The organism is Clostridium thermosuccinogenes, from assembly GCF_002896855.1.
Lineage (GTDB): Bacteria > Bacillota > Clostridia > Acetivibrionales > DSM-5807 > Pseudoclostridium > Pseudoclostridium thermosuccinogenes.
Window position 1 is genome coordinate 723,426 of record NZ_CP021850.1, and the last position, 22,406, is coordinate 745,831.

Annotated in this window: 19 protein-coding genes; 7 read left to right on the plus strand and 12 right to left on the minus strand. The window is 42.3% G+C overall.

Annotated elements, in window-relative coordinates:
* Positions 1–140: 140 nt before the first annotated feature.
* The 3 genes from CDO33_RS03280 to CDO33_RS03290 are packed head-to-tail and all read left to right on the plus strand — an operon-like array spanning position 141 to position 2,197.
* Positions 141–662: a hypothetical protein gene (locus CDO33_RS03280; protein WP_103082875.1), complete on the plus strand. Its 522-nt coding sequence runs from the start codon at positions 141–143 to the stop codon at positions 660–662.
* A gap of 42 nt (positions 663–704) precedes the next feature.
* The gene (locus CDO33_RS03285; protein WP_103082876.1) at positions 705–1,562 is read left to right on the plus strand and encodes a hypothetical protein; all 858 of its coding nucleotides are present in this window, start codon (positions 705–707) and stop codon (positions 1,560–1,562) included.
* Complete coding sequence (locus tag CDO33_RS03290) at positions 1,559–2,197, plus strand: response regulator (RefSeq protein WP_103082877.1); 639 nt, start codon at positions 1,559–1,561, stop codon at positions 2,195–2,197. The genes CDO33_RS03285 and CDO33_RS03290 overlap by 4 nt, the downstream gene beginning before the upstream one ends.
* Before the next feature lie 200 nt (positions 2,198–2,397).
* Here the strand turns inward: CDO33_RS03290 and CDO33_RS03295 are convergent, their stop codons facing one another.
* From CDO33_RS03295 to CDO33_RS03330, 8 genes are all read right to left on the minus strand, one after another.
* Positions 2,398–2,880: a hypothetical protein gene (locus tag CDO33_RS03295; protein ID WP_133158704.1), complete on the minus strand. Its 483-nt coding sequence runs from the start codon at positions 2,878–2,880 to the stop codon at positions 2,398–2,400.
* A 168-nt stretch (positions 2,881–3,048) separates the two neighbouring features.
* Complete coding sequence (locus CDO33_RS03300; RefSeq protein WP_103082879.1) at positions 3,049–3,579, minus strand: hypothetical protein; 531 nt, start codon at positions 3,577–3,579, stop codon at positions 3,049–3,051.
* A gap of 11 nt (positions 3,580–3,590) precedes the next feature.
* A complete protein-coding gene (locus tag CDO33_RS03305) occupies positions 3,591–4,229 on the minus strand; it encodes a hypothetical protein (protein ID WP_103082880.1) in 639 nt (212 codons plus the stop codon).
* Between the two features lie 113 nt (positions 4,230–4,342).
* Positions 4,343–4,981: a hypothetical protein gene (locus CDO33_RS03310; protein WP_103082881.1), complete on the minus strand. Its 639-nt coding sequence runs from the start codon at positions 4,979–4,981 to the stop codon at positions 4,343–4,345.
* A 179-nt stretch (positions 4,982–5,160) separates the two neighbouring features.
* Positions 5,161–6,231, minus strand: a complete 1,071-nt coding sequence (locus CDO33_RS03315; RefSeq protein ID WP_103082882.1) for a DUF5305 family protein — start codon at positions 6,229–6,231, stop codon at positions 5,161–5,163.
* A 137-nt stretch (positions 6,232–6,368) separates the two neighbouring features.
* The gene (locus tag CDO33_RS03320) at positions 6,369–7,538 is read right to left on the minus strand and encodes a signal peptidase I (RefSeq protein ID WP_103082883.1); all 1,170 of its coding nucleotides are present in this window, start codon (positions 7,536–7,538) and stop codon (positions 6,369–6,371) included.
* A 45-nt stretch (positions 7,539–7,583) separates the two neighbouring features.
* A complete protein-coding gene (locus CDO33_RS03325) occupies positions 7,584–9,323 on the minus strand; it encodes a sensor histidine kinase (RefSeq protein ID WP_103082884.1) in 1,740 nt (579 codons plus the stop codon).
* Positions 9,320–10,384: a type IV pilus twitching motility protein PilT gene (locus CDO33_RS03330; protein WP_103082885.1), complete on the minus strand. Its 1,065-nt coding sequence runs from the start codon at positions 10,382–10,384 to the stop codon at positions 9,320–9,322. The genes CDO33_RS03325 and CDO33_RS03330 overlap by 4 nt, the downstream gene beginning before the upstream one ends.
* A gap of 283 nt (positions 10,385–10,667) precedes the next feature.
* Between CDO33_RS03330 and CDO33_RS03335 the strand changes: the two genes are divergently transcribed.
* Entirely contained in the window at positions 10,668–11,399 is a 732-nt protein-coding gene (locus tag CDO33_RS03335) for an N-acetylmuramoyl-L-alanine amidase (RefSeq protein WP_103082886.1), read from the plus strand.
* 171 nt (positions 11,400–11,570) lie between these two features.
* On the opposite strand, the gene trpS is transcribed toward CDO33_RS03335, so the two are convergent.
* Both trpS and CDO33_RS03345 read right to left on the minus strand, forming a co-directional pair.
* Entirely contained in the window at positions 11,571–12,551 is a 981-nt protein-coding gene (gene trpS / locus CDO33_RS03340; protein ID WP_103082887.1) for a tryptophan--tRNA ligase, read from the minus strand.
* Positions 12,552–12,808: 257 nt separating this feature from the next.
* Positions 12,809–14,740, minus strand: a complete 1,932-nt coding sequence (locus CDO33_RS03345) for an ABC-F family ATP-binding cassette domain-containing protein (protein WP_103082888.1) — start codon at positions 14,738–14,740, stop codon at positions 12,809–12,811.
* 300 nt (positions 14,741–15,040) lie between these two features.
* Between CDO33_RS03345 and CDO33_RS03350 the strand changes: the two genes are divergently transcribed.
* A complete protein-coding gene (locus tag CDO33_RS03350; protein ID WP_103082891.1) occupies positions 15,041–15,691 on the plus strand; it encodes a redox-sensing transcriptional repressor Rex in 651 nt (216 codons plus the stop codon).
* Positions 15,692–15,817: 126 nt separating this feature from the next.
* On the opposite strand, the gene CDO33_RS03355 is transcribed toward CDO33_RS03350, so the two are convergent.
* Both CDO33_RS03355 and aroF read right to left on the minus strand, forming a co-directional pair.
* Positions 15,818–16,927, minus strand: a complete 1,110-nt coding sequence (locus CDO33_RS03355) for a prephenate dehydrogenase (protein WP_242973963.1) — start codon at positions 16,925–16,927, stop codon at positions 15,818–15,820.
* Positions 16,920–17,942, minus strand: coding sequence for a 3-deoxy-7-phosphoheptulonate synthase (aroF, locus tag CDO33_RS03360; protein WP_103082889.1), 1,023 nt, complete (start codon positions 17,940–17,942; stop codon positions 16,920–16,922). Before aroF ends, CDO33_RS03355 begins: the two co-directional genes overlap by 8 nt.
* Before the next feature lie 736 nt (positions 17,943–18,678).
* Here aroF and CDO33_RS03365 point away from each other — a divergent pair.
* Both CDO33_RS03365 and fusA read left to right on the plus strand, forming a co-directional pair.
* Positions 18,679–19,896, plus strand: a complete 1,218-nt coding sequence (locus CDO33_RS03365) for an IS701 family transposase (protein WP_103102768.1) — start codon at positions 18,679–18,681, stop codon at positions 19,894–19,896.
* Between the two features lie 314 nt (positions 19,897–20,210).
* The gene (fusA, locus tag CDO33_RS03370) at positions 20,211–22,301 is read left to right on the plus strand and encodes an elongation factor G (RefSeq protein WP_103082968.1); all 2,091 of its coding nucleotides are present in this window, start codon (positions 20,211–20,213) and stop codon (positions 22,299–22,301) included.
* Positions 22,302–22,406 lie beyond the last annotated feature (105 nt).

Consider the following 22,406-nt stretch of genomic DNA (forward strand, 5'->3'; position numbering starts at 1 on the left):
AAGAAGATATTGCCCGCCGCTTACTTTCGGCTTTTCAAAACCCAGTTTTTGATATATAATTCTTTCTGATAGTTAATAATATTAACTAAGCAAACCATATCAGAAAAGTAGTTTATGAAATCTAAAGGGAGTAATGGCATATGGATTATTTAAAAAAATCTTTAAGGGTTCTCGCGGATTATGCAATTTCACTGCTTATTTTTTCACTTTTTATACTGAATTTTTATGATTACAGGGTAGTTTACTCCTTTGTAATATTTGTAATAATGGCTTCTATTATTTATGCAGACCTAAAACAGCTGGCGATGAAAGAAAAAAGACCTCAGTACAATCTCAAGCCTTATCCCCTGAAAGGATTGGTGCTGGGATTGATAGGCTTTTCTCCCTTTATAATATTGACACTGGTTTATCCTCTTATCAATTTTAATAATGAAATATATGATAATGTAAAAAGGCTGATATTTAACGCGATACTGGGGCCGGTCTATTTTATTGCAAAGATGGGCAAAGGCTCATACGCGGCTTATATTGTAGCATCACTGGTAGTGCCGATAATATCGATGCTGTCGTATATGGCAGGGTATTATGGCTTTAATTTCCCAAAATTAAAGAAGTTTGACAAAAACAAAAAAACAGGCAATAAAACACCTGCCGGAAAATAAAGATATCGGGCGGCAGTAGAGAATTTGACGGAGGGAAGGCAATTGACAAGTTCAGAAATTATTTTTGAGAGCTACAACCGAGTGGTGGAGAGAAGCTATGACAGGGCATTTGAGGAAAGCGGCAAGGATGACCCTTTGAAGGTTAGGGAATCCAATGTTTCAAGGTTTTTAGATGAGGAGATAGGCACCTGGGAAACCACTCCCCTGGCAGAAATGGAAGGACTAACCCCGAAAGAATATTTTGGCAGGTTGGCGGATTTCGATGATGTGGTGGATCATGTGAAAATTGGGGCAAAGATGTGCGACAGGGGATTGCCTGAGCTTCTTGTGGACAAGCTTATGTCTTACGGGAGCCGGGCGGTGGATACTTTGCTTCAAATGGCTTCTGACAGGAATATGCTGGAAAATGAGGATGATATATACATACCCCTGATAGCCGTGAGGATTCTCGGGGAGAGAAGGGTAAGCACCGCTAATAATTTTCTCGTCGAGTTGATAAAGACGCTAAATGAGGACAAGGAACTGATGGTGGAGGAGATTACCGACGCTCTGATAAATATTGGAGAACCCTGTGTGGGAGTACTGATCTCTGAGCTCGATAATACCGACGAAATAGGCTATATCCATGAGTATCTGCTGACTGCCCTGGTTAAAATCGGAAAGGAAAGAAAGACGGATGAAATCTATCGCTGCATCAAAAATACCTTCTTAAAAATGGATGACAAGATCCTGGGGGCCATGTGCGTTGGCGATTATGGCGACGGACGAGCCATACCGGCATTAAAAGGCTATGTCAAGAAGAACGCTAGTAAGCTGGATAAGCAGACATTCCTGGAAATAAAGGCCGCTGTAAAGCGCCTGGGCGGCATAGTGGAGGATATGGATGGGGATTTTGCATGAACATACTGATTGTTGACGATCACCCTTTGGTATGCATCGGCATCCGGAACATACTTATTTCCGAAAAGGATATCGATAATGTGAGTTCCGCCAATGATGTAAAATCTGCATTGAGGCTGATGGCTGAAAACAGCTATGACCTGGCGCTGGTAGATGTCAGGCTGAAGGGTGAGAGCGGCATTGATTTTATACGCACCGCCAAGAATAAGTTTCCTGGGTGCAAATATGTAATTCTGTCGTCCTCATCGGCCTTCGACGATTTTGACAAGGCGATGCAGCTCAATGTCGATGGTTATATACTAAAAGATGCTTTTACTGAGGATATTGTATATGCAGTAAAGTCTGTTCTCAGGGGAAGGAAGTACTTTGATCCTGTTTTTTTGGAGAGAATGAAACCTTCCCAGCCAATACCGCAATCCGGCAAAAATGACGAGGAACAGTTGTCTCCCAGGGAGGCTGAAATTTTGGACTGCCTGGGAAAGGGCATGTCAAATAAAAGCATCGCAGATAAATTATGCATAAGTGAAAATACCGTCAAGAAACATGTGAGCAGCATTCTGGCAAAACTAAAATTAAGCGACAGGATACAGGCAGCACTTTATGCAAACAAAACCCAAAATGACAAAGGGGAATAACCTCCCTATCATTTTGGGTTTACTTTGGTACGGTTTTAATTCGCATGATGCCAGTTTTTGCATAATTTTAGATTACATATGATTTCAGTTTTCGTATGTTTTAGCTTTCGTGTGATTTTTGCTTTTGTATGTTTTTATTTTTCGTATGGTTCTACTTTTGCATGGCTTTAACTTCGTATCTTGCCCTTTGCTTTTATCTGTCATTTATCTTTATTGTAATCTATTTTCTTTTCTCCGGCGGCCCAGACGGCATTTACTGCCGTATAAAGCTCATTGTGCTTGGACCAGAGCTGAGTGTGCAGGCTCCATAAATTGCTGTGCTGGCTCCAGAAGTCAGGGACCTGCTGCTTTTCCTCTTCTGTGGAATTCTGGTAAAAGGCATTCAGATTCCTTATGCAATCGGCGTAAGTGTTAATGCAATTAACAAAGGCTTGTATGTCCACATCTCTGTACTGGTCAACTTCCGCTTTCAGCTCATCATAGGTGATGCCTCCGAAGGGGAGATTTTCCAACTCTTTTGCCCGCGCATTCAACTGGCCTTTAAACAAGTCCATATTGCCGTATATCTTTGGAAACTGTACATGCTTAAGAAGGTCAATACCTTCCTGTATGGTTGTGTATTTGCCGCAAATGCAGCAGCCGTTTTCCTGGGGAGGCTGCGAAATTGTAAGCGTGAATTTCACTTCGGCATTTTGCCTCCATAAGGCATAGCTTTTATTGATAACGGCGGCAGTCAATATTAAAATAAACGCAGTTAAAACCGCAATAAATCTTTTTATATATACCACTCCAATCTTTACGCAAGATAAAGATCATCCACTGTACCTCCAAGCCTGTTACCTGAGCTGAAATCAAACAGCCTGTACAAATCTTAGAAAAGTACTGAACTCAAAATTTTCAACATAACCTTTTGTTATTTTTACTTTGACGGGAGCGCTTTGGCCCGGTTCTATCCTGTCGGGGGCTGCAACCAACTCCACCCCAAGGCTGTCAGGTACGCTGGAATCTATCCCTTCACATATCACGGGAACAGTTCCGTTATTTTCCACAGTGAATACCAGTATGGAGTTAAAAGGGTTTGCTCTTGACACTACCCTCATATTGACTTCATCCACAACATTGCCGGCTCTATTGGTGTCGAAAGATAGGGATTCATAGCTGTCGGAGCTTTCCAGTGCCACATTCGTTATAATTATGCTTACTTCTCCCGTGGATATGGAGCCGAATAGGTTAAAAGACTGGTTCCAGGAAGCGTAGGTTGCACCGAGAAGGCCCAGCGATACAATAAGGGCAGCGCAAATGGTCCCTGTATGAAGAAGGTTTCCGAATCTTCTTTTTTTTCTGTATTTATAATGCTTAAATGCTCTCATATAATCAATCATTGCCCTTCAACCTAAATATCGTCTTTTCTTGGAAAATATTGTATAAACACCGGCACCAGCTTATAGGACAGACCGGCTTTTCCAGTGAGCTTGACCGGACCATCATCCAGCTGCTGGTTTAATTCCAGTACTAGTTTTTCGCCTGAATCAATTTTCCTATACTTCGTCAGAGATGTCAAATTGCCTGCCAGCTCTGAGAGCGTTATATTTCTGAAGGTTCCCAGGACATCATAATAGGTTCCGTTGTCCCTGTAAATTTTTACGCTCCCGGAAAAGTATATAAGTTCAGATATAGCGCTTTTATTGCCGTCAACATGCAGCACAAATTCATCCACCGATATGGGAATGTCGGCTATGTTCTGGGCTGTGATGCAAAAACCCGCGTTTGCGCCTGCATAGATATTCTTGGTATAAAGATTGACATAAGTTTTATCCGTAATATTGCCGAACTTGTCCCGTCTGAACGAAACTCCGGCTGTGACACCCTCACTTATGCTCATCACCCTGCACTCTTCCGGCAATAATTCCATAAATGTGGCATTGGTGAGGGAATTGTTTGCAAAGCCTTGCTGCATTGCTATGGAATAGCTTATACCAATAAGTATCAACGTTATTACTGAGATGATTAGAAGATGCCTGGTTTTGTCCATTTCTACCACCTAAATTCTGCAGCATGATATGTTTATTTCAAAGAATGGCACAAGCCTTTTGACAGACCTGTGCCATTCAATAACTTTTGCCTTTTACTCATAAATTATTTTTCTTAATTGTTATACTGTTGGAAAATGAAACTCATTGTCCACTGCAGATTGAGTTTTTCGGTTTCATTGGTGCTGGAAAGAGGCAATTCCTGGACGATTGTCACTGTTTTAGTTGCGCCCGGCTCCATTGCACCTATTTCGTTCATAATTGCATTGGCTATGCTTGTTTTTGCTGTTGCAGCATCGCTGACTATAACAGGTGTACCGTTTACTGTGAATACCAGGTCTTTCCACAATTCATTACCCGCATTGGTTATTTGGCTGGCAGCTTCGTTAAAAGCTATTTTTGTCCTCATTGTTCCCATATTGGTGAAGGTAAGAGTGGTGGTAAGCCTTGTGCCTGGGTAAACCTTGTCTATATCGTAAGAGAGCGTAGAAAGAGTTTCCTGAGTTCCGTCTGCGTTTCTGGCAGTTGTGTAATTGACCAAATTGCTTAGATCCAGATAGCTGTTTCCTGCAGTTGTATAACTGCCTTTGCCGTCATCTACTTCTACCTTGTTTACTTCAGATATTTTTACAAACAATTCACCGGTATCAACAGTGCTGCTGATGGTAAATGTCTGTGTCCAGGCCGCATATGCAGCACCCATGAGAACCATCGCTGCTACAGTTACCAGCAAGATAAATCTCGTTTTATTCATATCAATGACCCCCTATTTAAAAGCAAGTTGATATTTAATGTTAATTTTACATGTACAATTGTAACAGCTTGTCCCTGCTTTGCGAAACACCCATGATGATAATTTTGCTACACTGCGGGGATTACTTCTTGATACCTCCAGGGTAGTATGCCATACCACTTTAGTGTTATTATGCTGCTTTAGCGTTGCTGCTGGGACAGTTCTGTTGCCTCCGGATTGATTTCACCAAATATGGCCATGTAGTAGACCCTTCCGCTGTCAAACACAAAAAATTCGATTTTCCGCTCCATCGCGGTATCCACCTTGTAATAGAAGACAGGCTGCCCCACTTCATCGGCTATCTTTATCATATCCTCGATGGAATTGATGGATATGACATCGGAAAACTGGTATGATATGGTGTGGCTCATACCTGCCAGCCTTTCCGAATACTCCTTGAATATGCTGGCGATGGTCTTCTCGAAGGGATCCGGAGGAGGTACCTTTTTGGCAAAGGCAATATAAATGACAATAACAAGCAGTATGAAGGCTGCTCCGAACAATATGAAAATCTTTACGTAATTTATGGGTATGGGGGTTTTTATGTTTTCAGCAATTCGGTTTTCACCTTTAGCTTCCGGCTCTCCTTCCATTTTAAATACGCTGCTTCCTATGGGAATGACGAGATTTGGGCTCATGCTGTCTTCCAGGGTGCCATTCTTTGAAGCTGCCGATGTATTTACTGAGAAGACAACATTCAATACCACCGGAGCATTTACTTCCGAGTCCAGATAAATTGATTCCTTCAGTTGGAAATAGCTGTCCAGGTAAACCTGCTTGCTCAATTCAATAGATACCTTTGAGTCCTGCCTTTTTATGGTGCTCTCCGGAATCAAACTATATTCCTTGCTCCAGAGGACCTCATTTTCATCTCCATGAAGCCCTTGAAGATACGCGGTTACTCTGTATTTGGTATTGAGGTCTGCAACCTCCGTAGATGCAAAGTCATATTTCAATTTCAGATCCACATAATCTATATATTTAAATACATAATACCTATCCTTTCCGAGAAATTCCCCGTCATACATTATATTAGGCCTCAGGTGCACTTTATAATCTATGTATCCATTGCTGGTATAGGCATAATGCACTTTTTCTTCTTCCTTATATCTGGGGATCAGCAGTTCTGAAAGGGCATAAGCGCAGAGAGCAAGAATCAGTATAATTCCTGTTATTATGAGTATTCTTTTTTTGGCTGCACTTATCTTCAATGATTTCACCCTCCGATATTTAAATGTAAATTGGCAGCTTAGGCATAAGTCGAACACTGCTTGGTTTTTCAATAAACATTATCAATAAAAGTTTGCCGCAAAGTTCTGCATTATAATATCAACACTATAAAAATATTTTAAAACTCCACTTCTTCTCTAGGTATCTGCCTGCCTGAACGGAATAATACACTTATCATGCCGATCTTAGGCACCACCCCCACCATTTTGCCCCTTATTTGTCCTGCGTCCACCAGCCTCAAGTCAGGTGCGCTGTTATTATCACCCTTTGTCTGGTATCTTCCGGTTTTTTCGTCTATTGAAATGATACGGTGCACTATAAAGATATCACCAGTCCAGTACTGTATGACATCTCCGATGTTGAGATCCTTTCCATTGGTCTTTACCATAAGGGCGACATCCCCCGGATAAATAGTAGGCTCCATACTTCCTGTAAGAATTATGGTGGGGAAGATGGGAAATACTCCGGCGGCAAACCATATCAAGGCAATGCTGAATATGCTTACAGCTATCCAGGCAGCTGGTTTTTCCCGCTTTTGATCCCTGAGTTTCAGCTCCCTGGCCTGTTTCCTGTAAACCTGATGTATTGTAATGATAAAAACCGTAGGCATCATAATGCCTATAAAGGCTTTAGTAATCCACCTCAGGTTTGGAAGCACGGGGGATATCCATATTGGCAGGGTTGTCAAGGCTATATATATTATAGCAGGGTATGCACCGCCTATGTATACCATATATGTGAGCAGTATGTTTGTCATTATCTCCGGACCTGCAAATTCAGCAACATACTGCACCGCCTGCTGCCATGTCTCAATGCTCATCATGATTTTAAGATTCAGCCGGTACAGGCTGAAGACCAACACCACTAAGATGAAAAACAGGGGCACATACTTTTTCTTAACGCGGTTAATAATGTAGTTTCTCACCAATTCCATCATGAGCAGTACGCTTCCGAAGCTCAGTACATTGATCAGGATTCCGGTCAATTTTCTGGAATACGGACTTGCTCCGATGCCGTCCATAAAGCCTCCGGCAAAATAGACCGACATGTATGTGATCCCGCATATCGCAGACCATATGAGTATGAAACTATAAAGCTTTAGCTTGCCTTTGAACCTGATTCTAGGCTGCTTCCATATATAGATGGACATAGCAAGCCAGAAAACCGGCTTAAAAACGTTAATGTATATGGAAGACCCGAGGAGTACCGGTAAAACCGTATTGCCAAGAATTAATGACAACAGTATGATTGCAATTATTATCAGCGCTTCGTATTCTCTTTTGCCCATATCCTACATTGCATCCTTTGCCTTTTTGATATATGTTGTCCCTGCTTATGCATCTTCCGGTTTTTTTATAATATCTATATTTCTGAATACAATGTTAAAGGTCGTACCGGAATCTTTTTCCGAAAGAATTTCTAACTTGCCGTTATAAATCCTGACAAGGCTTCTGATGTTGTACAGCCCGAGGCCGTTATTGCTGCTCTGGCCGTCTTTCTGTTGCCCAAGCCCTATACCGTCATCCTTTATGACAAGCTTTGTCATTTCATCCCCCATATGCAATGTGACCCATATGTTCCTGCATTTGGAGTGCCTTACAGCATTCCCGGTGCATTCGGTTATTATTCTGTAAATAGCCTTCCGGGCATTGAGGGAAAGGCTATCCAGCTCTCCTTCTGCGTCCAGGCTTATATTTATGCCGCTGAGCCGTTCCATTTGTGACAGGTAGGAAGCTATGTTTTCTTTAAATAAGACTATGTTCTGCTTCTTGCTGCTGAGGTTGTATATGGTAGAGCGCAAGTCCCTCAGGGAGTCCTGGACGGTTTCCATTATAAGGCTTAGCTGCTCCTTCCTGCTGTCATCGGACAAATTATCCCATTTTTTCAAGGTATCATAAGCAAAGCAGGACGCAGCGAAAAGTCTTTGCATTATGCTGTCATGTATGTCATCGGCTATACGGTTTTGCTCATCTGCAACAGCCAGTTCGCATTCAATCTCTTCCGACTCTGCTTTTTCAAAAAAAGTCGATCCAAGCTGTGACATTAAGTGCAGAGTTGCTTCGTATTCTTCCTTGCCCTTGGCATATTGATCTTCAGGTATTATAAGGCCTATTACACCATAATTTTTTATATCGGATACTTTCGTTTGGATCACCCTAAGACCGGGCTCAAGAAGATTTGATATTACATAGGAGCTGCCGGCAGTGCCGTGCTTGTCCTTTTCAAAGCTTCTTATAACAGAAATCAGAGAGCTTCTTGCAGCCTCACTTAAAGGCTTCAAGGTAATCATGCTTTCGGCTTTCTCACTTCCATCAAGGTAATAAAAGGCATTGGATTCCGGAGAAATCCTGCCTGCAAAGTCCAGCAAAATAAGGGCGATGTCCCGCTGTACCGACAAGCCTGTGATGCTTTGGACCGCTTCATACATATGAAGGATATCGTGGGTCATTCCCTTGATTCTCGCATTGTAATTCTCAAGGTCTTGGTTTGCAAGGCTCAGTTCCCGCTGCTTTATTATCAGTCGGTTGTTATAGTATAAAAGTATGTTTATCAGAATCAACAAAAGAGTGAAGCTCAATATAATATTGGATTTGGACAATAAATACTGCCTGACCTCCGGTATCCCTTCAACAAAATATCCTATTATGCACAGGAGGACGATGCCGGCGGCAAGGGAGGGATACTTCTTCCTGGGAGGCAAGTAATAGGAAATAACCAGCAGGGGATTTAGGAAGCACCATATGAAAGGACTTTCCAGCCCACCTGTCAGCAGTATCAGCAAGGATATGCCGGTGATATCCATTATGAGCAGAAGGCTCATCCTCTTTCCGCTATCGAAGCTTATTTTGTAAAGATAATCAAACAAGAATGCGTATATGACAACACAGGATATCAGAATAAGCATCATGGGCACGGCATAACGCTCGAATATACCGTGAAAAATGTATATTGACAAAGTTAGAAAAATCGATATAAACCTGTATAATTCAAGCAAGCCTTCGATATTGCTTTTTATTGCTTTGGGCAACCTAAATTTCATCATTCCAGCCTTCTGTTTCTTAATGTTGTTCATCGCGCTCCACCGAAGAAGCTCTTTCTGTTTGCCATATAGTTCAATGCGCTTTGCTTTGTTATCTTACCGGCTGTATAAAGATCGTTGATGGAATCCTCCATTGTTATCATTCCTAGGGATTTGCTGGCTTTTATCATTGCCGGTATCTGGTGGATCTTGTTTTCCACTATCAGGTTTTTAATTGCCTGGTTGGCCAGCATTACTTCCACAGCGAGCTTGCTGCCATTGCCGTCGGCAGCGGGTATGAGGCACTGGGATACGATCGCCAGAAGTGCATTGCTGAGCTGTATCTTTATATAATTGCTCTTATCTGCAGGATACATTCCGACTATATATTCTATCGTGGATATGGAATCGTCCGTCTGCAATGTGGTAATAACCAGATGACCGTTTTCTGCAGCTGCCAGAGCGGCAGAAAATGTAGCCGGGTCTGTGGCAGAGCTTATCATAATTACGTCCGGGTCCTGTGTCAGGGCGGAGTAAACGCCTTCCTTGAAACTGTTTACATCCATGCCTACTTCTTTTTGGTTTACAATAGCCTTGTCATGCTTATATAAATACTCAATGGGGTCTTCAATTGTTATTATATGGCATTCCCTGGATGTGCTTATCTTCTTTACCAATGATGCCACAGTTGTGGATTTGCCGCTGTTCTTATTGCCACATACGAGTATAAGCCCGCTTTCCTGGCGGTGAAGATTGATAACTGCATCGGGTATGCCAAGCTCCTCGGGAGTTTTTAACAGCCTGTCCAACAGTTTGATGTTGATGGAATAGGAACCCCTTTGCATGAAAATATTTACCCTCAGTCTTCCGATATCATGCAGCGCAATAGGAAGGCTGATATAATGGGTGCTTTTTAATACATTTTTACGCTCTTGGTCCAAAATGTCGCTTATCAAGGCTTCTGTATCCTTGGGGAGCACCATGTCGAAGGGCATATACGAAAGACGCCCTTCAATGCGCATAGCCGGAACAGCGCCTGCGGCAACATGTATGTCAGTGGCATTGGCTTCTTTGGCATATTTAATTATTTTTATAAAATCGTCATGCGTGTACATACCAATCCCTGCTACATCAATAAATTTAACTGCCTATTTATAATGATCGCAGTTATATTCAAAAATTATACCCTAAAACATGATGCAATACAATTGGTTAAACTAAAGAATCACGGCAATTTCAGGAACTTACGATAGGATGAACACCACTTGATGATAAAAATAAAATTAAAACTTATGGGATTTCCTGCCATTATATGATCAGGCATTAAAACTTTCGCGAATATGACCAACCTGTTGCTGAATATCTTTATTATAGATTGAAAATCGGGGATGGGATAATATGATAGTGATAGTGAGAAAAAATAACATAGCTCTGATATTGTTGATTTTCCTGCTGTCGATAGTTATATATAGCCTTAACATCTGGAGCACGGATGCTGCCGTTACAGCCAATGACAGCAGCGTGCAGAGAGTGGTAATACTAGATCCCGGCCATGGCGGTGAAGATCCTGGGATGGTGAGTCCAGGTGGATTGAAGGAAAAGGACATAAATCTCATTATTGCTTTCAAGGCGAAGGAGCTGCTGGAGAATGACAACTACAAGGTCATAATGACCAGAACGGAGGATAAGCTGGAGTATCCTGAAGGCACTAAAGGTTATACTGCCAAGAGAAAGGCAGACCTGTTGAGAAGAAAAAATATAATGGACACTTCGGGTGCCGATATCGTAGTCAGCATACACCTTAACAGCTTTGTAAACGATACGAGCCAGAGGGGAGCCCAGGCCTTCTACCCGCATAATTCGCCGGAAAGCCAAAAATTGGCATTGTGCCTGCAAAAAGCCGTCAAGGAAATAGTGGACCCCAACAATAAACGAAATGCACTGGTAAGAGGCAAACCCAATGAAACACCTATAATAATCCTTCGGGACTTGAAAACGCCTACTGCCATTCTGGAATGCGGTTTTTTGTCAAACCCTGAGGATGAAAAACTTCTGGCCACTGATGAGCATCAGACCAAGCTGGCCATGGCGATTAAGGCGGCAGTAGACAGCTATTTTTCCGGAACTTGATTCGAGACAGTTGTAGTTACGCTCTCAACTCCCATTAAAAAATCACTTCTCGCTCCTTGGAACGGGAAGTGATTTTTAATGGAAAAATATTGCATCGTTTTCGTACCGGTGCTCCCGGCTTTGAACTCCGGCTAAGGAGAACCTGTAAGTTTACTGAGGAGCCATGTAACCTCATTTCGAGGTGAATTTGTAGTCCAACCCTACATTATGTCTTGCCTTATCAAGGTAATAGGATGCAATCTCTCTGGCCTTTTCCGCGCCCTTTTTCAAGACATCATATACATACTGCATATCATTTTCATATTTTTTTCTGTTGTTCCTGGCTTGTGAGAAATAATTCCAGATAACCTCAAAAAGCTCCTTCTTGACGTCCCCGTACCTGAGTCCGGGAGTCTCAAACCTTTGTCTCAGTTCTTCCTTGCCCTCGCTGTCAAGGAACAGAGAATATATTTCAAACAGCGGGTTGCCGTCGGTAGGCTTTGGTTCATCCACCGGGGTTGAATCGGTTTTTATGGACATTACCGATTGGCGAAGCTTCTTTTCATCGGCAAATATGTCAATGGTATTCCCATAGGATTTGGACATTTTCTGACCGTCGGTACCCGGAATTGTGGCAATGGTGCTTTCAATATCAGCCTCAGGTATTACGAAGGTTTCACCATAAGTGCTGTTGAAGCGCAAAGCCAAATCCCTGGCTATCTCCACATGCTGCTTCTGATCCTTGCCTACCGGAACCTTGTCGCAGCCGTATAAAAGTATGTCGGCAGCCATAAGAACAGGATATGCGAATAATCCATGGTTGGGAGATATACCTTTTGCAATTTTGTCCTTGTAAGAGTGGGCGCGTTCCAGCAATCCCATGCCTGTTACATTGGATAATAACCAGGCAAGCTCCTGAACCTCAGGTATATCCGACTGTACCCAGAAAATTGCTTTGTCCGGGTCAAGTCCCAGGGCAAGAAAATCCATGGCAGCGTCAAGGGTTCTGCTTCTTAAAGTGGAAGCATCATACACTGTTGTCAATGCATGATAATTGGCAATGAAGCACAGCAGTTCATTATCGTTTTGGAATTCAATCATTCTCTTTATCATGGCAAAATAATTGCCTATATGAAGAGAGCCTGACGGCTGGATTCCGGATAGTATCCTCAAATTAAACACTCCTTTAAAGTAATTCTGTTTATAGAAAACAAAGCTGCAGGTAGAAATTGCTCCCATCAAGCTTTGTGGGTATAATCGATAACCGCTTTTATATCTATCATGTTTAAATGGATTATCGATACTATTTTACATCATATTGCAATATAAATACAATATACTGAGCCTTTTTTGGCAGGATGCGCAAAAGCTCGCTCCGGCACCGAAGGGCAGTATGATACACGCTAAATCACATTATCATCATATAACGGTTATGAGCCGGAAGTTACAGCTTCTTTCTCAGAGGCGAGCTTTTCCCAAAGAGGGTAGAGCTCTTCCAGCTTTTTCTCCAGGAGGTTCTTTTCGTCATTGAGCTGCATAAGCTTCACATGGTCGGTGCACACTTCTTCCAGCAGCATTTCCGCCTTTATCTCTTCGAGCCTTTTCTCCGCATCGCTTATGGCCTGCTCGGTTTCTCTCAGGCGCTTTTCCAGCTTTCTTTGATAGGCTCTTTCCTCCTTGCTGGCGATATGCTCCTGTTTGGAGGCGGACATTTTGACCTCTCTGGCATTATCCGTATTGGAAACCCTGTTATTTGCCTTGTATTCCAGGAAGCTTGTATAGTTGCCCGGATAATCGAACAGGGAAGTACCCCTGAACTCAAGAATGCGGGTGGACAACTTGTTTATGAAATACCGGTCATGGGATACCGCCAGTATTGTCCCTTCAAATTTCTGCAGGGCATCCTCCAGCACTTCCCTGGAGTTTATATCAAGGTGGTTGGTGGGTTCGTCCAATATCAGGAAATTTGCCTGAGACAGCATGATTTTCGTCAAGGCAACCCTGCTTTTCTCACCGCCGCTTAAAACCGAAATAGGCTTAAAAACATCCTCACCGGTAAAAAGGAAGGAAGCGAGGGCATTCCTTATCTCCGTGTGGGTAAGATCATCATTCTCATCCCATACTTCTTCCAATACGGTGTTGTTTTCATCCAGGTCATTCAGTTCCTGGTCATAATAAGCCAGCAGTACATTATGGCCGAACTCATATGCGCCTGAGCTCTGCTCCACCTTTCCAACCAATATTTTGAGCAGAGTTGACTTTCCGCATCCGTTCGGTCCTAAAAGGAAAACATTCTCCTTCTTGCGAAGCTTGAAGCTTATGTCCTTGAAAAGTGGCTTGCCGGGGTATTCCTTGCTGAGATTTTCCACCGAAAGCACATCGTTTCCGCTTTCAATTCCTGCCCTCAGCTTCATTTTGATCTTTCCCGGCAAATCTTTGGGTTTTTCCACCTTTTGCATCCTGTCAATAGCTTTTTGCCGGCTTTCTGCCGCAATTATATTTCTCTCTCTGTTCCATCGCCTCTGCTGTTCAATAAATGCTTCCAAGCGGGCTATTTCTTTCTGCTGAAGTTCATAATGCTTTTGCTGAATTTCCCTGTCCAAAGCTTTTTGTCGGACATATTCCGTATAATTGCCGTTATATACTTTGCATCCATGGTTTTCTATCTCAATGGTCTTGCTGGTGACAGAATCAAGGAAATATCTGTCATGGGAAATGACCAGTACGCTGTTTCCGTAATTTTTCAAAAAATTCTCAAGCCACTCCAAGGCATCAATGTCCAGGTGGTTTGTAGGCTCATCCAGAAGCAGAATGTCCGGCTGCTCCAGAAGCAATTTTGCCAGAGCCATCCTGGTTTTCTGTCCGCCGCTTAAAGAGCTTATTTTCAAATCAAACTGGTCCTCGGTGAAGCCAAGACCCTTCAATATGCCCTTAACCCTGCTGTTATACTCAAATCCGCCGGAGCGGGAGAAATTATCGGCAAGGTCGGAGTACTCTTTCACCAGGGACTCAAGCCTTAATTCATCCTTTTCCCTGCTGATGGATTCTTCCAGCGCTTTCATACGGCTTTCCATCTCTATGAGGTGCGAATAAGCAGACATTACCTCATCCCAAATCGTATTGGATGAATCGAGCCCTGAATTCTGCTCCAGAAACCCTATTTTTCTGGATTTGGCAACAAATACCTCGCCGTCGTCAGGCTGCAGTGTCCCGGCGATGATTTTAAAGAGGGTGGACTTACCGGCGCCATTTACACCTACTATGCCAACTTTTTCTGATTCCTGAAGGTTGAAAGAAATATTTTCCAGTATTTTGTTTGTGCCGAAAGACAGCGATATATTGCTGCAGCTTAGTACAATCATAAGACATCTCCTCTTTATGACTATCAGTGCAATTTTATCAAAAAACTTGATTAGCGGCAACAGCTCTTTTTTTAATCAATATCGATTATTGACAATAAAATAACAATAATGATATAATCCATTTATAGTAAATGCTTATGTGTATTATGATTCCAAATTTTGTTTAATTATACCAGGTATTTACATGCAAATGAACTGCTATAGGTTTATTGCATGAATTTGCCAATTCTAACAGGGACATTTTGCTGTAAATTATGGTTTACAGCTTTTTGGTGCCTTTAAGGAGGAAGAGTTTTGGATTTGAATAAGAAGAAGATATCCATTGCCGTAATCAAACGTTTGCCAAGGTATTACAGGTATCTCTATGATTTGCTCAAACTGGGCATTACCAGGATTTCCTCGAAGGAACTGAGTGAAAGGATGAATATCACTGCCTCACAAATACGCCAGGATTTAAATTGCTTTGGTGGATTCGGTCAGCAGGGTTATGGTTACAATGTGGAATCCCTGTTCAATGAAATCAGCAATATTCTGGGAGTTAATGAAACCTTTCATACCATAATAGTTGGTGCAGGGCATATGGGGCAGGCTTTGGCTAATTATGGGAATTTTGAAAAAAGAGGATTCAAGGTTGTGGGTATTTTCGATGTGAATCCTGCTGTCGTGGGAACCGCTATAAATGGAATCGAGGTATTGCATATAGATAAATTGGATGAGTTTATTAAGCAAAACAAGGTAGATATAGGAATTCTCACCGTACCGTACGACCAGACTCCTGCAGTAGCTGACAGGCTGGCAAGGCTCGGAGTAAAGGGGTTGTGGAATTTCTCTCCTATGGATCTTGAACTGGAGCATGATGTAGTTATTGAAAACGTGCATTTAAGTGACAGCCTTATGGTATTGGGTTACAAGCTGAATGAGATGAGAAACAGAAACAAGTCTAAAAATTAGGAAAATACAGAGTACTAAATATCGACAAATAATTTTTGCGAAAAACATAAAATAAGGCATATTCAAATACAAGGTATATATAAAGTATGAATAATTCACATAAATAAAAGTTGGCTAAGCCAACTTTTATTTGTATACTCTATAACCTTTGTCGGCCAGCAGTTTGCCGGCGGCATCGACGCTGGCCGGGTCCGGCAGGGTAATTTTGAGGCATCCCTGCTCAAACTCCCTGCTGTTGGACACATTGATATTTTTAATATTGATGCCGCTATCTCCCAAGATGGTGGCAATTTCTCCGATTATGCCGGGTTTGTCCACCACATCCACTATCAGCTCATAAATTGGAGCTATAAGACCGGGCTTGCCGGCAGGGATGGAATCCCGGAAATGCTTCGCATCTTCGAAAAAGTGGTATAGTCCTGCAGAATTTTTTTGCTCCATGAGCCCGCTGAACCTGTTCAAAATCTCTATATAGTGCTCCAGTATCCTTTTTATTTCCATCCGGTTGCTTAAGACGATGCTTTCCCAAACTTCCGGGCTGGAGGAGGCTATCCTTGTAATGTCCCTGAAACCACCGGCAGCGAGCATCTGCATTTTACCATCTGGCGTTTCCATATCCTTTACCAGATTGACGAGGGCTGACGCTATTATATGAGGTACGTGGCTTATGCCTCCTGTTATTCTGTCATGTTCTTTTGCATCCAGTACTACGGGTATGGCACCTATTCCCTCAATGATCCCTTTCAAAACGGACATTGCCTGCGGTGTGGTGCTTCTGGATGGTGACAGAATGTAATAAGCATTTTCAAAAAGGTGTGCAGCACCGGAGGAATAGCCGTTTTTCTCTTTTCCCGCCATGGGATGACCACCGATAAAGCATGGGGGAGAGGCCATGCTGTTTACCTGGTCTATTATATCTGATTTGGTACTTCCCACATCTGTTATGATGCAATCCGCTTTTACTTTTCCTGCAATGCAGCTTATATACTCAAAAGTGTATTTAACCGGGGTGCATATGAATATGATGTCTGAATTATATACATGGTCATTCAGCTGCGTAAATCCCCGGCATATGACCTGGTCTTTAATGGCCGCGTCAATATCCTGCCGGTTGGGAGTAACTGCGGTAATATCCCGTATGCCCAGACGTTCTTTCAGGGCTCTTGCCAGGGAACCTCCGATAAGTCCCAGGCCAATTATTGTGACTTTCATATTATCCATATTCATATTATTCATGTTTGAATTCTCTCCCGACTATGTCAGCAATTTTACTGATGTCTGCGCACAGTTCATCAAAGCTCTCCGGGGTGAGCTGCTGCGAAGCATCGGACAAGGCACACCTTGGATTTGGGTGCACTTCGATTATGAGCCCGTCGGCTCCGGCGGCTATTGCAGCTTTTGACAGGGGGAGCACAAACTGGGTTTTCCCTGCAGCATGGCTGGGGTCTACGATTATCGGCAGGTGGCTTGTGCTTTTTACCACAGGCACCGCGCTGATGTCCAGCGTATTTCTGGTAGCGGTTTCAAAGGTTCTTATTCCTCTTTCGCAAAGAACTACATTGTAGTTGCCCTCACTCATGATATATTCGGCGGCATTCAGCCATTCTTCGATGGTGGTGGCTGAACCGCGCTTGTAAAGCACAGGCTTGCCGGAACGCCCGATCTCCCTCAAAAGATGGAAATTCTGAGCATTCCGTGCTCCTATCTGAAACATATCCACATATTTATAAGCTATCTCTACAGCTTTTTCGCTGGTTACTTCGGTTATCACCTGAAGACCGGTGGCATCCTTCGCTTCCTTCAGGAGCTTGAGGCCTTCTTCCTCCAGACCCTGGAAGGAATAGGGAGAAGTTCTGGGTTTAAAGGCACCACCTCTTAAAAATTGTGCTCCGGCTTTTTTAACAGCAAAGGCGGCATCCATTATCTGCTGATAGTTTTCGACCGCACAGGGACCGGCCATTATCACCAGCTCCTTACCGCCTATTTTCACACCATTCACATCTACTATGCTGGGCTCCGGTTTGAAAGTTCTGCTCGCCAGTTTGTAGGATTCCATTATCGGAACCAGCTTTTCTACTCCCGGCATGAGCTCCAGGGGGACATCGCTCAATACTCTCTTATCCCCGATAACACCGATAATAGTTCTTTCAGTCCCTTTTGAAATGTGTACTCCAAGCCCAAGGGACGACAGGGTCTTGGAAATTTCAGCTACATCCTTTTCCTGAGAGTCAGGTTTCATAACAATGATCATTGGCTATACTTCCTTTCTACACGATTATTTACAACAGGCGCGGCTGCCATAATAAATCCTGCATGAAACTGCGCACCCTTCACCGGCAACTGCCTTGTTCAATCTATCCTTGCTGTGTTGGTTATTCCAAGCACAAGTCCTGAGCTTATTAGCCTTTGAACTTTCCACAGCACCGTCTTATATTAACCGTCACAATCCTTCATGCTTGCAAAGAGCAAACAATGATGGAGAGGACATTAATATTTTTGCGTTGATAGATTAATTTTAAAGCACATTACCGGTATTGTTTTCCATACTACCGTATTACACTAATTACCCGGGATCCGACAGGGCTAAACCCTTTTGCTCCTGCATCGGTCCAGGACCTACGGCAATTCCCCGGGTTTATTCTAAATTTACATCTCCCCTGCCTAAAAGTCAAGGGAAACTAATTTCTGCCTATCTATTGTAATATATGATATGACCCACAAAAAATGAAAGCTCGAGTTTGTCGGATTTCGTTTGATTATCTTTGTAATCCACTTTTTTACTTGAAATTTATCCTTAGAAAATGATGGCAAAAAGAGTTAATTGCCCCACGGAAAAAAATATAAGTTAAATTATTATAATTAGTGTTGTGCATTTAAAAGTAAATAATTGTATTACCAAATTAATGGTAAAACAAAAGCATAAGTTGACGTAATGTGGTAGCTTTGAATTGACCAAAAACAAAACTATTTCCACGGAGGTCAAACTTATGCCTGAGATAATAATAGAACAAAGTCAAGAAGTTATCAATTATATAAATATGCTAGATTTACCTTATTCTGAAGCCATACAAAATCACATGGTCCTTATGGTCTCAGGCATTATTACCACCGAGGGAAGCAAAAATGTTTCCAGGATCTATTCAAAGCATACCTGTAACCGGGATAGAAGCTGTGGTTCAAGATTCCTCGGACAGTATAAATGGAGTAACGATTATGTGGACCACAAGAGAATTAACCATTCTCTAAATGTTGTCCGTAATAGCGTGAATGAAGATACTTCAGGCTTTCTCATCATAGACGACTCTTTGAGTAAAAAAGATAAGTCTACCAAAAAGATTGAAGGCCTTGATTTCCACCATTCACACAGTGACGGAAAACCCATGTGGTCTCATTGCGTAGTTACTTCTCATTATAAAATTTCCGAATACTCACTGCCACAAAATTTCAGGCTCTATCTTAGAAAGCAGTTCTTTGGCAATAAAGCAAAGAAGCATTTTAAGAATAAACAAGAGCTTGCAATGCAGCTTATTGATGAATTTATACCGGTTACAGAAACAACGTACTTGTTGTTGGATGCTTGGTATACATCGGGTAAAGTGATGCTCCATGCCTTAAAGAGAGGATATCACACCATTGGAAGAATAAAATCCAATAGAGTGATTTACCCAGGAGGCATTAAAACAAGTGTTAGAGAATTTTCAACCTTTATCAGTAAGGACGAAACCAGCCCAGTTACAGCAGGTGACGATACTTACTATGTTTATAGGTATGAGGGTAAAATCAATGACCTTGAAAATGCCGTTATTCTGTTTTGTTGGAGCAAGCCCGATTTATCCGATAAACCAGCATTTATACTAAGTACGGATGTTAGCCTTACCACCTCCGAAATCCTTATATATTACCAGAACCGCTGGGATATTGAGGTAAGTTACCGGTATCAAAAAAACTCACTTGGTTTTGATAAATACCAGGTAGAATCCTTAACTTCAATAAAGCGCTTCTGGAGCATGGTCTTTATGGCCTACACTTTCCTGGAGCTTTTCAGGGTTTCAAACAAGAAATCCTTAAAGCTTGATACTTTGGGAGATACCATAGGGTATTTCCGCAAACAATACTTGGTTTCAATTGCCAAGTTTGCATATACTTGTGCAGTAAAAGGGGTAACTGTCGATGCTGTTATTACCAAATTAGGGATAGCCGCATAAACATTTACAATTTACTGCACGACACTAATTATTATAATAAAAAAGAGGAAAAATTCAAAATTAATAGAATATAAAATAATATTGGTATGAGTTCTAAACAAGTGAAAAGATGAATATATAGGAAGTTCTGCAAATTTACGGCAACAGACATTTTTACTTCGCTCACAAAAAATTTCACAGTACCCCGACATTTTAACTTAATGCTGAATTTGATTTGATTATTAGAATTATTTTCCTAGAATTTAGGTAATATAATAACGATATAAATTAATTGGCAGCTAAGGAAAATTAAAATAAACTAAGGGGGAATTTCTATGAAAGATTATACCGGTGAAAGAATCCGGAATGTCTGCCTGATGTCCCATGGAGGGGCGGGTAAGACCACTCTGGCAGAGGCGATGCTGTATAACACCGGAGTTCTTGACAGGCTGGGAAAAGTAGTTGACGGAAACACAACCACCGACTTTGATCCAGAGGAAATCAAGAGGAAGATCTCCATAAGTACGGCAATAGCGCCCTGTGAGTGGAAGGATCATAAAATCAATGTAATTGATACTCCCGGATATTTTGATTTCGTGGGTGAAGTAAAGCAAGGCATACGTGTGGCGGACAGCGCCATAATACTGGTCTCTGCCAAGAGCGGAGTGGCTGTGGGAACAGAAAAGTCCTGGGCTTATGCCGGAGAACACAAGTTGCCCGTTGTCTTCTTCATCAATAAAATGGATGAGGAAAATGCCGATTTTTTCAAAGTTGTTGATCAGCTTATCAATACTTTCGGTAAAAAAGTAATTCCATTTCAGGTACCCATAATCGAGGGTGAAAAGTTTACCGGTTTTGTTGATATTATAACCATGAGTGCGAAAAAGTTCGACAAGGATAAGCTGGTAGATACAGCTATTCCTGCCGATTTAGATAATAAAGTCGCCGAGATCAGGGGAGTTTTGGCTGAAGCTATCGCGGAAACGGATGAGGAACTGATGGAGAAGTTCTTCGCCGATGAGGAATTTACCCCGGAAGATATTAACCGAGGCATTTGCAGCGGAGTGGCAGATGGCTCAATCGTTCCTGTATTATGCGGTTCTGCAGCAAACAACCTGGGAGTGCAGCCCCTCATGGATATGATAATTGGATGCCTGCCGTCGGCGGCTGCTGCTCAGACGGTTAAAGGAAAATTGCCCGAAAGCGATAAAGTGGTAGAATTTAAAACAGCTCCCGATGCTCCTCTTTCAGCTCTAGTCTTTAAAACGATCGCAGACCCATTCGTAGGTAAAATTTCGCTTTTCAGAGTGTACTCAGGTACTTTAAAATCGGATTCGGTAGTATTCAATTCAACAACCCAGAAAACTGAAAAGATCGGTTCTCTTTTTATAATGAGAGGCAAGAAACAGATTCCTACAGATAAGCTTGTAGCAGGCGACATCGGAGGTATTTCAAAGCTTCAGAACACAAACACCAATGATACCCTTTGCGAGCAGGCAAAACCCATCGTTCTTGACAAAATAGAATACCCCGAACCTTCGATATCCCTTGCAGTTGAGCCCAAGGCAAAAGGAGACGAGGAGAAAATCAGTGCAGGGCTTCAAAAGCTGCAGGATGAAGATTTGACTTTCAAGGTAACCACAAATACGGAGACAAAGCAAACCCTCATCTCAGGCATTGGAGAACAGCATCTTGACGTGATTACCAGCAAGCTCAAATCCAAATTTGGTGTTTCTGTTAACCTGACAGATCCGAAAGTTCCTTACAGAGAAACCATTAAGAAAAAAGTTAAAGTTGAAGGCAAGCATAAGAAGCAATCCGGTGGTCACGGCCAGTATGGTCATGTATGGATTGAATTTGAGCCCGGCGAGACGGAAGATCTGACCTTTGAAGAAAAAATATTCGGTGGTGCGGTACCCAAGCAGTATCATCCGGCTGTTGAAAAAGGTTTAAGAGAAGCCATCCAGCATGGTGTACTAGCCGGATATCCTGTTGTTAATCTCAAGGCTACGCTGGTAGATGGATCATACCATGATGTCGACTCATCGGAAATGGCCTTTAAGATTGCAGCAAAGCTTGCATATAAGAAAGGCCTGGCAGAAGCTTCTCCTGTGCTTCTCGAGCCTATAGCCCATGTGGAGGTTTATGTGCCCGACAGCTATATGGGAGATGTGATTGGAGATCTCAATAAGCGCCGTGGCAGGATTTTGGGAATGAATCCTCAGGAAGGGGGCATACAGCAGGTGGTAGCGGAAGTACCTCAGGCTGAGATGTTCAAATATGCCACCGAACTGAGATCCATGACTCAAGGCAGGGGATATTTCAAACTGTGGTTTGAAAGGTATGAGGAAGCTCCCGCCATGATAAGCCAGAAGGTTATTGAGGAAGCTAAGAGGAACATGGCTGAAGATAATATGGATGAATAAAATTAAAATAAGAGGTGCTGCCTTAAGTTTAAGGCAGCACTTTTTCATTTTGCTCACCAGATCCAAAGTATACCACGGTAAATACCATGGTTTTTGCTGGAACAA